This window comes from Clostridium sp. K04 (genome assembly GCF_019734375.1).
Taxonomy (GTDB): Bacteria; Bacillota; Clostridia; order Clostridiales; family Clostridiaceae; genus Clostridium; species Clostridium saudiense.
This window is the reverse complement of record NZ_JAASHD010000040.1, coordinates 11,852-30,891: the sequence shown is the minus strand read 5'-3', so window position 1 is coordinate 30,891 and position 19,040 is coordinate 11,852. Positions and strand designations below refer to the sequence as shown.

Genomic DNA, 19,040 nt, shown 5'->3' with positions numbered 1-19,040 from the left:
TTCCAAATCTACCAACTAATCATACAAAAAAAGAGTAGATAGATTTGTTTTTTACACAAATCTATCTACTTTCCCTATATTTCTTTAAAACGCTAATAATTAACTACTCTATTACGTCCAAATAATTTAGCTAAATATAAAGCTTCATCAGCAAGTTTTATATGCTTATTAAAATATTTATCATCTTTCAAGTAATTATATACTCCTATACTTACAGTAACATTTATTTTTTTAGAATCAACAATAAAGTTATAGTTCTCAATATTTTTTCTGATATTATTTGCTAGTACTGATACATACTCCTTATTGCTACTATTAACTACAATAAGAAATTCTTCTCCTCCATATCTTCCGATATATCCATTGCCTTTAATATCCTTTTTCATAAGGTCACTTATAGTTTTTAGTACATAATCACCTGTAGCATGCCCATAATTATCATTTATACTTTTAAAATAATCAATATCCATAATCATTACAGAACATCCTTTATTATTTTGAATTATAGTTTGTCCTCTTTTAAATATTTCTTTTCTATTATAAACATCTGTTAACCAATCATGAGTTGCTGAATACTCTATATTTTTAAATAACTTGGCATTTTCAAGTGCAATTGCAATATATGACGCTAGTATTTCTAGCTTTTTAACAGTATTTTTATTATATGAATTTTTCTTATAGCTTTGTACAGTTAATATTCCTAATACTTCATTTTCAACTACTATAGGACAAAATATTGCTGATTTTATGTTTTTAACATTACAATTATCATCTTCAATACCTTTATTTCTACTTGGAACATATTTTCTATATTCATTTTCCATATCATTAATAACTATATTTTCTTTATTTTTATAACACCATGTTCCAAAGTTTTCTTCTTCTAAAGCTGATATGCCACAATTTTTTCTTTTTCCGTTGACAATAAATAAATCATATTTCAATATTTTTTCTTCTTTGCTATATGAGGCTATTCCAAAAACATCTGCCTCCATTAATTCTTTTACTTCTTCATATATTACTTCTAAATTTCTCTCAATTTTTAAATCTGAAGTGAATTTTTTACCTATCCCTGATAGTAAATCTATTTCTTGATATAGCTCTCTATAAATTTTTGCTTCTCTTGTTATTTCCTTATTATGTAGTCTTGCAAGCCAACTACTACTCTTGTTATTAAAAATTTCTTTTTCTATTTCTAAATGTTCTTTTAAAAACTTATACGCCTCTTCATATCTTTTTAGTTGTGCATATAATTCATTTAACTCGTAACATATTTCACTTTTATCTAATAATGAGTTTAAACTATTTACCTCATTAAAAGCTTCAATTAACTTTTTCTCTGCTTTATCCAATTCACCAATTCTATTATAATGTTTAGCCCATCGCCTTAATGTTTTTACAATATAAATAATATTTTTAAAACTTTTAGCGCTTTTAATTGCCACTTCAAAATCTATTTCTGCTTCTTTATTTTTCCCAAGTTTTGAATTCGCCTCTGCCCTAATGGAAAGAATCTCACACTCATATATCCAGCATCCTAGCTCTTTAATTAATTCTATTGCAACTTCACAACACTCATATCCCTTATTAATATCACCAGAAATTACTTCTACTTCAGCTAAGGTTATATAATAAACTATTAATTCACTTCCCTGTATTTGTCTATAAACTTCATTTATTTTATTTAATAGTCTTTTAGCCTCATCATATTTTCTATAATCCATATATGCTATTGCTGTATTAATCATTAAATGAATTAATGCTTTTTCATCATTTTCTTTTTCTGCTAAATCTATTCCTGATAATCCACTTTCTATCGCTAGCTCTAAATTTCCTAATCTTGTATAATCCGCTAATAATCCATTATATGAAAATATAAGTCCTTTTACACAATTATTTTTAATAAATATTTCATTAGCATCTAGTCTATACTTGCAAGCATTTGTATAATCACTAATTGTAAAACAATACCACCCAATATACATTAAACACCATCCATAAGCAAGCTCATATTCTTTATTTAGCGCTATTTCCATTACTAAATCAAGAATTTCTTTAGCCTTTTCTGGATTAGATTTTATATATTCAGGAAAAATAGATATAAAGTATTCTATGTGATTTTCATCCTCTTCAAATTTACGTAAATTATATTGTAATTCATTATTCTCCATCACAATACCTTCCTTTCCTAGCGCAGTAGTATATTTTGGGAACAAATTGTAGATTTGTTTTACCATATTTTTTTATTTTTTAAAATATATTAATCCTCTTTTTAAATTTACTATTTTTTTTAATAAGTTTTTAAATATAATTAAATATTATTTTTCACAATAAAAAAGTTAGTATTTAACGTAACCTAAGATAATTACTAAATACTAACTTTAAATTTCATCTAATTATAAATTGTTATCAGCAGCTATTTTATCAACTATAGATTTTCTTTCTTCTCCAATTGCTGCAATTAATTTAGTTGGCATAAATCCATTTTTATATATTCTATCATCATTAGCCTTTATCATAGCTACAACTGTTGCTTCTAGCTTTTCATATGATAATAAATCATCTTGATATAAATCTACTACATCTTTTAGCTTTGTAGCCAATTCTTTTGGATTTCTATATACTGCTCTCATATATTACTCCTTTTTATTTTATCTTTTTTGTTAAATGTGTTTAAAAAGTAGAATTTTATTTTTATAGCACATATTGTATTATATATTAAGTAAATTAAATTGACTAGCCCCTATAATTCTATTCCAACCCTAGATGGAATACCTTCTTTAAAGGGATGTTTGATACACTTCATTTCTGTTACGTAATTAGATAATTCCACTAGTTCATCTTTGGGATCTCTACCTGTCATTACAACCTCTAATGATTTAGGTTTATTTCTTAAAAATTCTATTACATCATTTAATTCTATAAATTCATTATTTATAGTAGCTATTATTTCATCTAATATTAATAAATCATACTCTTCTTTATTTATTATGTCCTTAATTTCCTGAAACCTTTTAGTATGTTCTATTTTAGCTTGTAACTTTTCTTCCTCATTCATATTCCAAACAAATTTATTAACTGGTTTTCCTGGGAAAAATGTAATATACTCATCTAACTTCTCTAATGATATTAATTCTCCACTTTTACCACTTTTCAAAAACTGAGTAATGAATACTTTCTTCTTTCTTCCCGCTGCTCTTATAGCTAACCCCATTGCTGCTGTTGTTTTACCTTTGCCATCACCACAGTATATATGTATAAGTCCATTATCCATTATTTCCACCTCTAAAAATATCTTATAATTATTTTAATAATAATACTTTTATATTTTCACGTTGTCAACTTTAACTGTTGTTAAAGTAAAATTGCTATTAATGCTAGTGCTGATATTATTTGAAGTGTTCCTACTCCTAATGCATATAAAGATACAGCTTTTCCTTGTTTAAGCAAATCTCTTACATTTACTCTTAATCCAATTGCAGCTAAAGCAATTATTTCTAAATTGTTACTTATTTCTTTACATATATGAGATATATTATTAGGTATTATTTTCAAAGAAAATAATGCACAAGTTACAAAAAATCCTATTACATACCAAGGAATTCTAACTTTTCCCTTTTTAATATCTGTTGCTTCTTCTTCGATTATTTCTTCATTAGTTTTATTTTTTATATGTCCAAATACAAATACTACAACAACAAGTAATACAACTCTTAATATTTTAAATATCATAGCCATATCCTTTACTTGCTCACCAACCATAGCTCCACTAGCTGCCACTTGTCCAACGGATTGTAAAGTTCCGCCTATTAATGCTCCTGTAGCTAAAGTATCATTTTTAAATAATGCCTTTGATATTAATGGTAAAATAAACATTAAAACAATACCTGTTATATTTACTATAGTTATTGAAATTCCCTTATCTTTATCATCAGCTTCTATTACAGGTGCTGTTGCTGCTATAGCTGATGAACCACATACGGCATTTCCACTAGCCATTAAAAATCTAAAATTTTGACTAAATCCTAATTTTTTTCCTATATAAATAGCACCAACAATAGTTATTGCCATTTGTATTATTATGAAAGCAAATCCACCTATACCAAGCTCTAATAATGTTCCTATACTTAATGTTGCTCCTAATAAAACTATAGAATATGATAATATATCTGTCTCTGAAAATTTATATCCTTTTTGAAATACATCTTGATTTAAAAATAAATTTCCTACAAACATCCCTAAAAATATAGATATAGTACCAGCACCTAATTTAGGGACAAATTTTGCAATAAACATTCCAACTAATGCTACTGCTAATGCAACCAAAAATCCTGGTACTATACCTTTAATATACTCTATAAATTTATTTTCCTTCATATTATCACTCCGAATCTTTTATTATTTAAATCTTTATACTATTAGTATATCCACCTCTTATTCATTAGTAAAATAAATCTTAATCATAATAATCATTACTTTTTTTAATAATTAGTGTATAATAATATTATTACTTTATACTTAATTACATAAGGAGGGCTTTAAAATGATTGAAGAACTTAAAACTTTTATCTCTGTAGTTGATTATAAAAATTTTACTAAAGCAGCAGAATATTTGAACTTATCTCAACCTAGTGTTAGTACTCATATCAAAAATTTAGAAAATATATTTGGAGTTACTTTAATAAACAGATCAATAAAACAAAAAACTATATCTATTACCGAAAGTGGATACACACTTTATAAAAGGGCTAAAGAAATAATAAGTTTATTAGATGTAACATTTATCGATGTTAAAAACTTATCCTCTTCTGTTAAAGGTAGCTTAAAAATAGGCGCTAGTTTAACTATAGGAGAATATATACTCCCTAAATTTTTAGCTATTTTTTCAAAAAAATATCCTGATGTTGATATTGAAGTTATAATCGAAAATACAGCTCTTATTTCTAGTGAATTAAAAAAATTTAAATTAGATATAGGCCTTATAGAAGGAGCTGCTTCATCATCCTTATTTAAACAAGAATATTTTTTACATGATGATATGGTATTAGCGATACCTTACACTGATCCATTAAAATCTACTGAATTTAACATTGAAAATCTTCAGAACAAAGCTTGGATTGCAAGAGAAGATGGCTCTGGAACTCGAGAATATCTAGATTTATTCTTTACAGAAAATAAAATAATTCCTAAAAGTATGATGGTATTAGGAAGTAACCTAGCTGTTAAAGAAGCTGTTAAAAATAACTTAGGGATAACTATAATTTCTAAACATGTTATTGCAGAAGACGAAAATAGAAATGAGATATCTAGTATAAAACTTGATAATCATTTCACTCGTTCCCTTTCATTTATTTATCCTAAAGAATTAACACTTTCAAAAGCTGCTAGTATATTTTTAGATGAGTTAAAAGATTATTCTAGAATTATACAACTTGAAAGTACAAAAAAATAAATGTATTTTTCTATAGGAATTAATATAAATTCTATTAAGATTCTATATTAATTCCTTCTAGTAATACATTTATTTTTTATCAGATTGTCTGACTTACATACATTTTAAAACTAAATTAATGTTTATAATACTTTATATAATTTTATTTTTCTTATTTTATTTATTACAATATAACTTTATAGTATATCTGATAATAATCTTGAAATAGATTCCTTAACCTTAACAATTGTACTTCTTTTATTATACTTTTCTATAGTTAACTCTTCACATTTCATCATATCTTTTTCAAATTCATATTTTTGCTCTTTTGCTATTTTTTCTGAATATATAACTGAAATAACTTCAAAATTCAATTCAAAACTTCTTGTATCCATATTAGCAGTTCCTATTGAACAAATTTTATCATCTATAACTATAGTTTTTGCATGTAAAAACGCATTTCTATCGTAATGATATACTTTTACTCCTTCTTTTATTAATTCACCTGCATAAACTAAATTTGCCCAATATACAAAAGGGTGATCACCTTTGCCTGGTAACATTATTCTTACATCAACACCTGAAGCAGCTGCTAATTTTAAACTATCTGAAATACTATTATCAATTATTAAATATGGAGATTGTATATAAAGATATCTTTTTGCTTTTTGTATCATTTTTAAATATGCTAACTTTATTTCATACCTATCACTTAAATCTGGTCCACTTGATACTATCTGCATTCCTATATTAGATTTTTTTAGCTCATCTTCATTAATTTCTAATACATGATTTAATGTAACTTCTTCTTTCGTAGCATATCTCCAATCTGCTAAAAATCTTAAATTTAAATCCTTAACTGCACTACCTTTAAATTTTATGTGAGTGTCTCTCCAATATCCAAACTTATCATCTTTTCCTAAATATTCATCGCCAACATTAAATCCACCAACAAATCCAATTTTATTATCTATCACAACGATCTTTCTATGGTTTCTAAAGTTCATATTAATATTAATAAGTTTTAGCCATGAAGGGAAAAATTCACCAACCTTACCTCCAACATCAGTTAATTTCTTAAGCACATTTCTATTTAAAGATCTACTTCCAACTGAATCATATAATAATCTAACTTCTACTCCTTCTTTAGCTTTTTCTTCTAATATATTTAATATCTCAGTACCTATATTATCATTCTTAAATATATAAAACTCTATATTTATACTTTGTTTAGCTTTTTTTAAACTTGTCAATAATTCTTCAAAAAACAAAGTTCCATCTGAATACATATAAACATCATTATTACTTCTATAAGGAGAATAATCTGTTGCTTCAAGAGCTCTAATCATATCAATATTTTCTATATCAATATTTTCATCTTTTAAACTTTCTCTTTCTTTAACTTGATTTGTGTAATTTTCAAATATTTTTAGCTCTGCATTTTTAAACCCAAACATATTAGCTTTATTCATTTTTCTACCAATTAGTATAAACACGATAAAACCTATAAATGGTGCCAAATATAAAACCAAAGTCCAAGCTATGATATTGTTAGCTGAACGTTTTTCTTTGAATATCATATATAATATTGTTACCAAATTAATTATATGAATTAAAACAGTTATGACCTTAAACATATCTTCATCTCCTTAATATTATTTTTTCATTAAAGTATCTTATTTATAAAATTACATTATTATTATTTGCATCATTATACATTTATTCTTCAACTTTATTTTAATATAGTTTTCATATATATATATAAAGCTTTATCATTTATATAGATAAAGCCTCTTTCCCTTTATAATACACATATTATAAACCAAATTTATATTTTATAAAATATTTTCCATTAACTTTCTTATAAAAATAAAGTCAATATATATTGCTGTATCAATTAATTAAAATACGTACAATATATATTGACCTACTCTTTAAAATTCTTTTATCTAACTATTAAACTTCTTCCTTGAATTCTCTTTGGTGCAACACTTGCTCTTGCTGAATAACCAATTGCTGCACAACCAACTACTCCAAAATCAGAAGGTATATGACATCTATCAAGTATTTTTCTTACTTGTGGATTATCATAAGTATCTGCTAATTGATTAATCCAACATGTTCCCATGCCCAAAGATGTAGCTGCTAAAAATATATTTTCTAATCCTACCGCTCCATCAGTATAAAAATATTTATAATCCTTTTTTGCAGTAACTATTACAAGGGTTGGTGCTTTATAATAAAAATTGTAATCTTCATCAAATCCCCTTGAATCTTCTCTTTCCCTAAATACAGCTTTAACTGCTTTATTTAATTCTTGTAATACCTCTTTATTTTGAATTGCAGTATAATAACATCCTTGGCTATTCATTCCACTTGGTCCACATAAAGCACACTCTAAGATTTCATTTAAATCTTCAGTTGATATTTGTGTATCAATATATTCTCTACAACTTCTTCTAGCTTTAATATTTTTTATAACCTCATTCATATCAAAACCCTCCTAAAAAGCACCTTGTTTTTTAAGTTCATATTAATTTATATAAATAAATTTAATTAATATGCTTACCCTCATATTAATTAATATTTTAATATTTTAATATTAATTAAAATATTCTTCTTATTTTTTCTTCATTTGATTTAACCCATTTACATAGTGTTATTGCTTTTATAATCTGCTCTTTTAAAATTTTTTCTGAAGACATAAAATTATTACTAATTCCATCTTTATATCTAACAAGAAAATGTATTATCACATCAAGTCTTCTAAGCATAATTAATGATGGTATTACATTTATCTCATCAATTGAAAGTTTTATATATTCCTTATAACCATTAATAAAGCTTCTCATATTTTCTAGTTTTACTTTGTCATCATTTTCATTTGAAATTGCTTCTGACAAACATATTGCTAAATCCATAGCCCTTAAATCCCTAGCTGAAAATTCAAAATCTAAAACTGCTGATATATTGTTATATTCATCCTCTAATACATTAGATGCATTAATATCTCCATGAATAATCTGATGTGGCAAACTTCTTAATTTAGGTATTACCTCTTGAAATTCAATAAAATATCTACTTAATTCCTTTAAATATTCTCTTTCATTTTCAAATTCATTAGATGGATAAATACAAAACTCTATTACTTTATTTAAAGGGCATTTAGGATAAGACTTTTCTAGTTCATAGCATGGTTCATAAATAGGATTAAGCTCAACTTCTATACTACCTAACTCTTTTGTTATTTCACCAACAACTTTACCTAAGCTATAAAATTGTTTAGTAGTATGTAATTTAGGATTAGATCCTTTTATCATTTCAGCTATTGACACTAGCTTTTCATCTATACTAACACTTATAGTATTACCTTTTAAATTTTGTTTTGGCTTTGGAATATTAAATGATAAATTTCTTTTATTAAGCTCCTCTAAGACTAAATGTTCATAGTTCACCTTTTTACTATCCCTGTGACTTTCATATATTCTTAAAATATATTTTTTATCTCCTACGCATAAGAATTTAGTAGTATTATTCATTCCACTACTTTCTTGTTTAACATAATAATTTTCATCCTTAAAATATTGTTTCACAATATAATCTATATATTCTTCTTCCACTTTATTCTCCTCTTGAAATTTTATAAACTATATTTCATAATCCATACACATTCTATTGCAAGTAATACTTCTAACTATTGTAGCAATCTTAACATGTTCTTCATGAACTTGATAATTATTTAATGCCTCAATGCTTTCAAATGTACTATTTAACATTATATCTGCATTACTACCTGCTACTGGATTAGTTATAACCTCTATTTCAATAATTCCTGGAATCTTACCTTTTAAACCTTCTAATCCATTTTTTATTTTTAATTTATCCTCTTCACTACCTTTACCATCTTGAAAATTCCATAAAATAATATGTTTAATCATCTTTTTCCTCCCCTTTTAATTTATTTATATTTTAATTATATCAAAGTAACATCTTATTTAAAATTTTCATTTTCTAATTTCTTTTATATTCATTATTAAAATTTTACTTTTTTATCAAATATAATTATGATGCTAAAAAAATTTATTCATTATAATAAAACTAAATAATATGTTATACTAAATAATAATTAATATTAGTTGCATAATTTAGGAGTTGAAAAAATGAATATAATTATTTCCCCAGCAAAAAAAATGAATATAAACAATGATGATATTATTTATGAATATCACCCTGTCTTTATGGATAAAACTAACATATTACATAATCAATTGAAATCACTTTCATATGATGAACTAAAAAAACTATTAGTTTGTAATGATGATTTAGCTCAATTAAATTTTGAAAGATATAAAAATATGCATTTAAATAAAAATCTATCTCCAGCCTTATTAACTTATGAAGGAATTCAATATAAATATATGTCTCCAGATTCTTTTAGCGAAGATGAATTTAATTATGTAAAATCTCATTTAAAAATACTATCTGGATTTTATGGAGTTCTTAATCCTTTTGATGGAGTTGTACCATATAGATTAGAAATGCAAGCAAAACTTAAAATCGATAATAATAAAAATCTTTATGAGTTTTGGGGCAATAGTTTATATAAAGAAATAACTAAAAATAGTAATGTTATTTTAAATTTAGCTTCAAAAGAATATAGTAAAGCAATCGAAAAATATTTAAGCAAAGATGATATATTTATTACTTGTATATTTGGAGAATTAAAAGATGATAAAATTAAAGTAAAAGCTACAGAGGCTAAAATGGCTAGAGGTCTTATGGTAAGATATCTAGCATCTAATAACATAGAAAATATTGAAGATGTTAAAAACTTTTCTGAACTATCTTTCAAATATTCTGAAGAGCTTTCTACTGATAAAGAATTTGTATTTATAAAATAAAATATAAATTTAATAATTTTAAAATTTGTATTTATAAAATAAAATATAAATTTAATAATTTAAAACCCCATGAAAAATAATAATTTCATGGGATTTTTATTTTTTATATTATATATAAATATATTTGTAATTCCTTAAACTTTAAAGTTTCGTTTTTTTATCTCTAAGTGCCTTTAAGCTAACTCTCACATTTGATTAACTACCTTTTAGTTTTCCAATATATATCGGCCTCTGCTTCTAACTTCTTAAGCCTTGTATAATAATCAGGAAATTCTAAAAGATGTGCATATGCAATTTTACCTGTTAAAATAGGATCATTATTAGTTACATTTGCCTTTGAAAATTTAGTACCATGTTCAAGCTCTACATTTATCCCCATAGTAAACTCATTTAAATCAAATTTTTCTTTTGTAAAATCAATGCCTATCTTTTTTGCTATTTTACATGCTTCTTCAGAAGTAAATGATAATCTGTTCTTTTCCCCTCTTAATTTTACTATATACCATTGAGTATTTTTCATTTCTACCTCATATTTAAAATAATATATAAATTATACTATGAGAAAAAACTAATTAAGACTACTGTAAAAATCTATTACAGTAGTCTTAATTTATTTTTATCAATTTCCATTTATCTTCAATCATAATCTATTCCAATTATCTTGTTATCTATACTAGGTATTTTCCACCTCATACTCTTGAAAAATTCTATTACTTTTGTATAAAATAAATATTTTCACCATCACTCTTAATACTAATATCACCACTACTAGTATAAAAAGTTTTTATTTTATATTTTTCTAATAAAGATACTAGTTTTCTATCAGGATACATAAACTGAGAGCAAGTTATTACTGCATATTTAGGGGATACAGATTCTAAAAAATCTCCTACCTCATTATTATATATTCCATGATGAGCCATCTTTAAAAAAGTATATTCACCAGTATTTTCATTAATAAATTCCCTCATTCTTTCATCTTCAGCATCTGCTGCAAATAAAAATCTATACTTTCCATAATCAATTCCAACAATAATACAATAATCATTTGACTTTTCATACTCATCTTTAATGGCCGGATAAATAGTTATATTAGCACCATTAATATTTTTAACAATTTTGTTATGCAATAAAACAGGTGTCAACTCATTTCTTTTTACTGCTTCAATATAATTCTTATATTGTACAGTATCTTTTTCATAATCAGCTTGAATTAAATTTTTAATTTTAAAATTATCTAAAATAGTAGGCGCTCCACCTATATGATCTTTATCATTATGGGTTAAAATCAAATATTCAATTTCTTCAATACCTTTATAATTTAAATAATCATTTATTACGGTGCTATTTTCATAAAATCCTGTATCTATAACAATAAATTTTCCTTCACATTCAATCAAAATAAAATCTGACTTTCCTGTACTCAATATATCTATTTCAAAAGGTAGCTTAACAGTAACATCTGCATCTACCCACTTTTTACTATCACTTTTTATTTTTAAAAAACCTATTACACTGAATATAATTACTAAAATTATTATTATCAATCTAACCCTAACTTTTTTTAAGACAACATTTTTCATTTATCTCCCTTCTTAACTATAAAAAATACTTTATTTATATTATTATACTCTTATTACATAGTAACTTATACAAATATGAATTATTATTACTAAATTATGTCAAATTAATGCAACTGTCATTAATTTGACATATTAATGCACTATACTAAAGAAAATAACACATAGAAATTAGTGTTATTTATTAGTTAATATCATTCCCTTCAGAAAGATATAGATTAGTTCCCCCTATTTCTAATCTATATCTTTTCTTATATTAACCCTTTAATTCTCTCCTGCAGTTCCTCATATAAATTACTTATATATTTAAAAATATTTTCATTATATATTTTTCCATAAACAATTAAAGCTTTATATCCAATTCTTACTACAATCTCATTATTTAAATCAACAAACTGTTCAATCTTTTCATCTCCATATTGCATATTTCTAAGATATAGCTTTTGTGTTAATAAAGTTATATGTATTACTAAATCTCTTATAGAATTAGCCCCATTGCTTTTATTTAAATAATCCCGAGTAGAATCCATTAAATATTCATCATATCTTAAAATTTTTCTAACCAATTGTTCTATTCCATCCTTCAATTTATATGGAAATATAAACTTATTAGCTAACAAAACTATAACTACCCCTATAATCACATATAAAATTCTATAAAATAATAATTTATTAATATTTACTGTTAATGATGATACACATATTGATGCCATAGCTGCAAATAATGATATTTTATAATACTCTTTAAATCCATATAATAAATACAAAGATAAAACTAAGATCCCTATTATAACCCACTTAGAATCAAATAAATGTATTATTATTCCTGTAAGTAAGATAGCTATAATATTTCCTTTTACTCTTTCTCTACTCTTCGAAATAGTATCTTCATAATAAGGTTGCATAATAGACATTATAGTGATTATTGCCCAAATCACTTTATAAAAACCTAAGAATTCTGCTATAAAAATTGCAAATGACAATGTAATTGACATTCTCATAGCAAATTTAAACCTAATTGATGAAATCACAAAATATTCTTTAAAAATTACTTTAGGTTTATCTAAATAAGTCCTTTCCCAATTCTTATATATTTTATTAATATCTTTATCATCTAATTTTTCCAAATCTTTAATACATTCTATAATTGATGAAATAGCAAATAATACTTCTTTATATAAATTCATTGAATTTTTATTTTTTTCAATTATAAAAGTATTTTTATAGACTATATCACTTATCTTACATGATTCCTTTGAATAATTAATTATTAAATCAATTAACGACCATAAATCTCCTAGTTCTTCCTTTGAAATATTGTTATTTTTATACTCTTGAAAAACCTTCTTCAAGCATATATTTATATACTCTATATTTAAATATAATTTAAACTGAATAGTTCCAAGGTTAGTAGTTAAATATCCTTTATGCCTTGTTGTATATACTTTATAAACCAAATCCATCATTATTTTTGAGCAATCTTTTGTTAACTTATAATCAAAATTATCTTCTAAAATATTATCTAGCTGAACTTTTAAACTTTTCAAAGCAGAATTAACACTGTTTCCAAAAACAACTTTTGCATTAGCCCTTTTAATATAGGTTCCAATAATTATTATCATTGCACCAAATATAACTGCTAATAATCTATTTGGAAGTTCATAAATAGATATCTTAGAATATTGAGTAAATACATATAACATTATAAAAGGTTTATAAAATGTTGCATCATAAGGTGAGGATACAATATATATTATTAAAAATATTGCTACTAAATCTATTAAAATACCAGTCCAAGGATTTAATGATGAAATAAATGCAACTAAAACAATAAATAAATCTAGCAATAAAATTCGCCCTATTCTACTAAGTGGCTTAACATAAAAATTTTGTCTTCCTATTACTGTTGAGGTTAATGCAATTGGAAATGCTATCATTATATTTTTAACACCAAATAAGACTCCAACACCAGCCATTGTAATTACTGCAACTGTTCCATTTCTTATCATTGATGTAATATTTAAATTATATTTTTTCACAAAATAATCAAGCATTTTCTCACAACCTTTATTTAAAAGAATTAAATTTCCACTATTACTTTCTCCTTATAAATACTTAACTATTCCATACTAAAAATTATTTATAATAAAATAAAGATGTAAAGTCTATATATTTCTATTAGCTTCACATCCTTATTTTTTCTTTAAATTTTCAATTTCACTTTGTAATTCCTTTATTTGCTTGCTTAACTCTGATATGGATTTCTTTAATTCATTTATATCGTTACTTGATTGTACCTTATTTTCTGAACTGCTGGTTGTTTTTTTCTTTTTACTTGAACTTACATTAGCTTGTCCCTCATCACTTGAATTTGAGCAAAATGGATTAGCTGCATTTCTATAAATTGGACTATATATTCTTCCTGGTCCACCTTGAAAATATTGTTGTTGAGCATTAAATGTTATTATTACTTGACCTAAAAGTTGAAGCCAGTTACCTAAAGCATTTTGTACATTAAATGGCATCTTTTGTGCTGCAATATTACCAAACAAAACAGTTATCAAATTAAGTATTTGTGGATTAAAATCTTGAAATCCACCTGGCACATCACTACATGCCTTCCTTTGATCTTCTGTAGCCTCTGCATTTTCATTTCCAAACATGCAATTTTCACATCTACCATTACTTGCTTGTGAAGTGTTACTACTGCTATTTTCATCAGTAGTTTCTGAATCAAAAGAGGCCATATATTCATTAAAAAATTTTATAAACTCATCAAAACTATTATTTCCATTTTGATTCATAATTTTCCCCATAAAAAACTACTTACTATCATAATACTCTTTAATTTTTTATTTGCTACAATCTCAAAATATGATCTTTTAAATCAAATCATAATTCTTTAATAAACTATCTAAGTTATTTTGTAACTTCACTTCATTTTGAATTAACTAAGGATATATACTTTTGAAAATATGATATTTTATGAGTGAAAATGATTTATTAAATAAAATAAAAAAATATCAAATGTACAAAGTAATATTAGGTGTTAAATTTATTTGATTTATAATATAAAAAACAGTAGATAAGTTTAAAAATTTATCTACTGTTTGATAGATTCATATATTATTAACTATATATCAAAATAATTATTTTAATAATCTGAGCCGGCTAAATATCCTGTTGAAAAAGCCATTTGAAGGTTATATCCACCTGTTTCTGCATCTATATCAATAACTTCACCTGCAAAGTAAAGATTTTTAATTACCTTAGATTCCATAGTTGAAGCATTAATTTCTTTTACTTTTACTCCGCCTGATGTTACTTGAGCAGCTTTTATAGTTAAAGTTTCTCTTGCTGTAAGCTTCATTTCCTTCATATACTCAATTATTTTATTTTCATCTTCCTTCTTTAAATCACTTGATTTAATTTCAGTTAACCCTAACATTTCAAATACAACTTTTAAAAAGTTCTGTGGAAGAACACCTTTTAAATTGTTTAATACAGTTTTATTAGGATTACTTCTCATTATTTGTGAAATTTCATCTTTAGATTTATCTTTTAAGAAATCTAAAGATACTTCTACTTCCCTTTCACTTAAAGCCTTAGTTATATATGAAGAAAGTTTTAAAACTGCAGGGCCTGAAATACCAAAGTGTGTAAATAACATATCTCCAAACTTTTCAATTTTTTTCTTTTTAAGTTTTGCAGAAACTACAACATCTTTCATTGCAACCCCTTGTAAACTTTTAACAAAATCCTCTTTTATAACTAGTGGTATTAAAGCCGCGTATATAGGTGTAATTGTATGCCCATACTTTTCTAATATAGAATACATAGTTCCATCAGAACCTGTATTAGGAAAACTCTTTCCTCCTGTTGTTATTATAACTTTATCACCTAATATTCTTTCACCATAAGATGTTACAACACCTTTAATATCTTCATTTTCAACTATTAAGTCACTTACCATTGTATTGTATCTAATTTTAACTTTATTCTTCTCTAAATCATTTTTTAGTAATTCTATAACTTCATCAGCCTTATCACTTTTTGTATATACTTTTTCATCAAGTTCAACTTTATATTCAAGTCCATTGTTACTTAAGTATTCTAAAAGTGAATAATTAGAAAATGTATATAACGCACTATATAAAAACTTTTTATTATTAACTATCTTGTCAAAAAATTCTTCTATATCCCTATTATTAGTTATATTACAGCGACCTCCACCAGTAAGTCTTAATTTCATACCAATTTCTTTATTTCTTTCTATTAATGTAACTTCATTATTTTTTGCTGCACTAAGAGCTGCCATAATTCCTGCAGGCCCTCCCCCAACAACTATAACTTTAGCCAAATTTGTCACCTCACTAAATTTCCTTTGTTTATTTACTCATTATATCATACTTTATAATTGTAGCCATTTATATAATCTATGATATAATTATAAAATCTTAAGAAAGTGTTCATTTGATTTTAAAATATTAATTAGATATAATTTATTAAAATAGGTAATACATACTGCTTTAACTACGTAATTCCATTTAGGTATTTAACTTACCTTACAATAAAATATTTTAATTTAAGAGGAGATAATTATGGGATTAAAGAAGAGGATTTCTACACTACTTATATGTGGAATAATAATTTTAGGAAATATTAGCACAGTTTATGCTGATGGTGCTAATGTTGTGACTTTAGGGACAAACCTATCATCTGAACAAAAACAAATAGTTTTAGATTACTTTGGTGTAAAAGAAAATGAAGTTGTTATATTAGAAGTTAATAACCAAGAAGAAAGAAAATACTTAGAGGGAGTTGCTACTGAAGCTCAACTTGGTACTAGAACCTACTCTTGTGCTTATGTACAACCTACTTCAAAAGGAAATGGCCTTAATGTTAAAACAGTAAATTTAACTTATGTTACTTCTTCAATGATAGCTAGTACTCTTACCACTTGTGGAATTACTGATGCAAATGTAATTGCAATGACTCCAATTTCTGGCGGTGTAAGTGGTACTGGTGCTTTAACTGGAATAATGAAAGCCTTTGAAGATGCAACTGGTGAACCTCTTGATGAAACAAAAAAAGAAATTGCTTCTGAAGAACTAGTTATAACTGGTGACTTAGGTGAAGATATTGGACAAGACAAAGCTACTGGTGTTATAAACGATATTAAAACTGAAATTATTAAAAATAATACTCAAGATACTATACAAATTGCAGATACAATAAATAATGTAACTAATAATTATAATGTTACATTAACTCCTGAACAACAACAACAATTAGAAAACTTAATGGCTAAAGTTTCAGAACAAGATTATGATTATAAAGAAATGAAAGATGCTTTAAATAGTGTTAAAGATGTTGTTAATGAAAAACTTGATGCTATGGGTGAAAAAGTATCAGTAGGTTTTATTGAGTCTATAAAAGAATGGTTTACTGGTTTAGGAGATTGGTTTACTGGATTATTTAATAGTAATGAAAAGGATCTTGGCATATTAGAAACAACTAATGATGATCTTTTAGGTGATAATGTTGTTGTAGATGCAACAGATGACAATGCAATTAAATTACCAAGTTCTGAAGAAACTAAAGGATTTTTCGAAAAAATATGGAACTGGTTTACTAACTTATTTAATAATAATTCAAGTGATATAAATAACGATAATTCTACTAATTCTGTTGATTCACCTGTTATTAGTGGTTCTGAAAATATAGAGTCAAATGACACTATTGATGATACATTAAATCCTATGGATAATAATACTACTCCTGAACAAGATAATTCAAACTCTATAAAAGATACTAATACATCATCTTCTGATATTATACCAAATGATGATAATAGTAATTCTGATTCCGATAATAATACAACTGACACAAACGATAATTAATAAATTTTAACTAAAATTTATTAAAGACTTCTAACCATACGGTTAGAAGTCTCTTTATTTTAATACTTTAACTTTTATTAACTTAATGCAAAAACTGTTATAGTTGCTGCATGAACTCTAACTTTAGGAATATCTCTAGTAAGGTTAGTTAACTTAACAACTGCCATTTCATTATCATCAACGTCTAATAAAATACCTAATGAAATATTATTAGCATAAACTTCATTTGAAACTGATGCTACATGCTTAGTTCCTGGTATTTCATTTCCATTGCCATCAGTAAGAGCAAAGATTATATCACTTCCGTTGCTACCGCAGTTAGTAGCTGAATATGATACTGTATATTTTACAAAATAAGGATGTCCACCTAGTAATATTACTGGTGCAGTATTAGCATCATGTTGAATGTTATTTCCAGCAATTTCATTATTACTAAAAACAACATCTTCAGCATAAGATAATTCTTGAATATCTTGGAATTGTCTATAAATTGTTCCATAGTCCTCAATATTTCCAGACTCTCCTGTTGCTCCTGTTGCTCCTGTTGCTCCTGTTGCTCCAGTTGCTCCAGTTGCTCCTGTTGCTCCTCTTATTCCTTGTGGTCCTGTTGCTCCTGTTGCTCCTGTTGCTCCTGTTGCTCCTGTTGCTCCTCTTAACCCTTGTGGTCCTTGTTCTCCTTGTGCCCCTTGGACACCTTGTGGCCCTTGTTCTCCTTGTATACCTTGTGGTCCTTGTTCTCCTTGTGGTCCTTGCTCACCTTGTATACCTTGTATACCTTGCTCACCTTGTAGTCCTTGTTCCCCTTGTATACCTTGTGGTCCTGTTGCTCCTCTTGCTCCTCTTGCTCCAGTTGCTCCTGTTGCTCCTCTTGCACCTGTTGCTCCTGTTGCTCCTCTTGCACCTGTTGCTCCTGTTGCTCCTGTTGCTCCTCTTATTCCTTGTGGTCCTGTTGCTCCTGTTGCTCCTGTTGCTCCTGTTTCTCCTCTTGCTCCTCTTGCTCCTGTTGCTCCTGTTGCTCCTGTTGCTCCTCTTGCTCCTCTTGCACCGGTTGCTCCTATTGCTCCTGTTTCTCCTCTTGCACCTGTTGCTCCTGTTGCTCCTCTTATTCCTTGTGGTCCTGTTGCTCCTCTTGCTCCTGTTGCTCCTGTTGCTCCTATTGCTCCTGTTTCTCCTCTTGCACCTGTTGCTCCTGTTGCTCCTCTTATTCCTTGTGGTCCTGTTGCTC

16 protein-coding genes and 1 pseudogene are annotated in these 19,040 nt (G+C 26.2%); 3 read left to right on the top strand and 14 right to left on the bottom strand.

From position 1 onward, the window contains the following. Nucleotides 1–92 precede the first annotated feature (92 nt). The 4 genes from HCG70_RS14440 to HCG70_RS14425 all read right to left on the bottom strand — a co-directional run bounded on the left by HCG70_RS14440 (nt 93) and on the right by HCG70_RS14425 (nt 4,377). Nucleotides 93–2,171 (bottom strand): sensor domain-containing diguanylate cyclase, encoded by a 2,079-nt coding sequence (locus HCG70_RS14440; protein ID WP_221697905.1) that lies wholly within the window; start codon nt 2,169–2,171, stop codon nt 93–95. 225 nt (nt 2,172–2,396) lie between these two features. After that, nucleotides 2,397–2,633 carry a TIGR04540 family protein gene (locus HCG70_RS14435; protein WP_042399971.1) on the bottom strand — a complete coding sequence of 79 codons (237 nt, stop codon included), beginning with the start codon at nt 2,631–2,633 and terminating at the stop codon, nt 2,397–2,399. A 110-nt stretch (nt 2,634–2,743) separates the two neighbouring features. Further along, nucleotides 2,744–3,274 (bottom strand): cob(I)yrinic acid a,c-diamide adenosyltransferase, encoded by a 531-nt coding sequence (locus HCG70_RS14430; protein ID WP_042399974.1) that lies wholly within the window; start codon nt 3,272–3,274, stop codon nt 2,744–2,746. 80 nt (nt 3,275–3,354) lie between these two features. Continuing rightward, nucleotides 3,355–4,377, bottom strand: a complete 1,023-nt coding sequence (locus HCG70_RS14425) for a YeiH family protein (RefSeq protein WP_042399977.1) — start codon at nt 4,375–4,377, stop codon at nt 3,355–3,357. Between the two features lie 166 nt (nt 4,378–4,543). Here HCG70_RS14425 and HCG70_RS14420 point away from each other — a divergent pair, with 166 nt between their 5' ends. Further along, entirely contained in the window at nt 4,544–5,452 is a 909-nt protein-coding gene (locus HCG70_RS14420) for a LysR family transcriptional regulator (RefSeq protein WP_042399978.1), read from the top strand. A 176-nt stretch (nt 5,453–5,628) separates the two neighbouring features. Here HCG70_RS14420 and cls read toward each other — a convergent pair whose 3' ends face one another. From cls to HCG70_RS14400, 4 genes are all read right to left on the bottom strand, one after another. Continuing rightward, nucleotides 5,629–7,068 (bottom strand): cardiolipin synthase, encoded by a 1,440-nt coding sequence (gene cls, locus HCG70_RS14415; RefSeq protein ID WP_042399979.1) that lies wholly within the window; start codon nt 7,066–7,068, stop codon nt 5,629–5,631. A 308-nt stretch (nt 7,069–7,376) separates the two neighbouring features. Further along, nucleotides 7,377–7,922, bottom strand: a complete 546-nt coding sequence (locus tag HCG70_RS14410; RefSeq protein WP_042399980.1) for a nitroreductase family protein — start codon at nt 7,920–7,922, stop codon at nt 7,377–7,379. A 115-nt stretch (nt 7,923–8,037) separates the two neighbouring features. Continuing rightward, a complete protein-coding gene (locus tag HCG70_RS14405) occupies nt 8,038–9,051 on the bottom strand; it encodes a phosphotransferase (RefSeq protein ID WP_042399981.1) in 1,014 nt (337 codons plus the stop codon). 27 nt (nt 9,052–9,078) lie between these two features. Next, complete coding sequence (locus HCG70_RS14400) at nt 9,079–9,369, bottom strand: Dabb family protein (protein ID WP_042399982.1); 291 nt, start codon at nt 9,367–9,369, stop codon at nt 9,079–9,081. A gap of 222 nt (nt 9,370–9,591) precedes the next feature. On the opposite strand from HCG70_RS14400, the gene yaaA reads away from it, so the two are divergent. Then, a complete protein-coding gene (gene yaaA, locus HCG70_RS14395) occupies nt 9,592–10,332 on the top strand; it encodes a peroxide stress protein YaaA (RefSeq protein WP_055274901.1) in 741 nt (246 codons plus the stop codon). A gap of 199 nt (nt 10,333–10,531) precedes the next feature. Here yaaA and HCG70_RS14390 read toward each other — a convergent pair whose 3' ends face one another. The 5 genes from HCG70_RS14390 to HCG70_RS14370 all read right to left on the bottom strand — a co-directional run bounded on the left by HCG70_RS14390 (nt 10,532) and on the right by HCG70_RS14370 (nt 16,272). Then, a complete protein-coding gene (locus tag HCG70_RS14390; RefSeq protein WP_042399985.1) occupies nt 10,532–10,852 on the bottom strand; it encodes a DUF5661 family protein in 321 nt (106 codons plus the stop codon). A gap of 190 nt (nt 10,853–11,042) precedes the next feature. After that, entirely contained in the window at nt 11,043–11,915 is an 873-nt protein-coding gene (locus HCG70_RS14385) for a ComEC/Rec2 family competence protein (protein ID WP_042399987.1), read from the bottom strand. Nucleotides 11,916–12,163: 248 nt separating this feature from the next. Beyond that, nucleotides 12,164–13,966, bottom strand: a complete 1,803-nt coding sequence (locus tag HCG70_RS14380; protein WP_221697904.1) for an FUSC family protein — start codon at nt 13,964–13,966, stop codon at nt 12,164–12,166. A gap of 138 nt (nt 13,967–14,104) precedes the next feature. Continuing rightward, nucleotides 14,105–14,716: a hypothetical protein gene (locus HCG70_RS14375; protein ID WP_055291772.1), complete on the bottom strand. Its 612-nt coding sequence runs from the start codon at nt 14,714–14,716 to the stop codon at nt 14,105–14,107. Between the two features lie 350 nt (nt 14,717–15,066). Beyond that, on the bottom strand, nt 15,067–16,272 hold the full coding sequence (locus HCG70_RS14370; protein WP_042399995.1) for an NAD(P)/FAD-dependent oxidoreductase: 1,206 nt from the start codon (nt 16,270–16,272) through the stop codon (nt 15,067–15,069). Between the two features lie 241 nt (nt 16,273–16,513). Here HCG70_RS14370 and HCG70_RS14365 point away from each other — a divergent pair, with 241 nt between their 5' ends. Then, complete coding sequence (locus HCG70_RS14365) at nt 16,514–17,815, top strand: DUF1002 domain-containing protein (RefSeq protein WP_042399998.1); 1,302 nt, start codon at nt 16,514–16,516, stop codon at nt 17,813–17,815. A gap of 77 nt (nt 17,816–17,892) precedes the next feature. Here HCG70_RS14365 and HCG70_RS14360 read toward each other — a convergent pair. After that, a pseudogene (locus HCG70_RS14360) lies at nt 17,893–19,040 on the bottom strand (collagen-like protein); the annotation flags it as partial.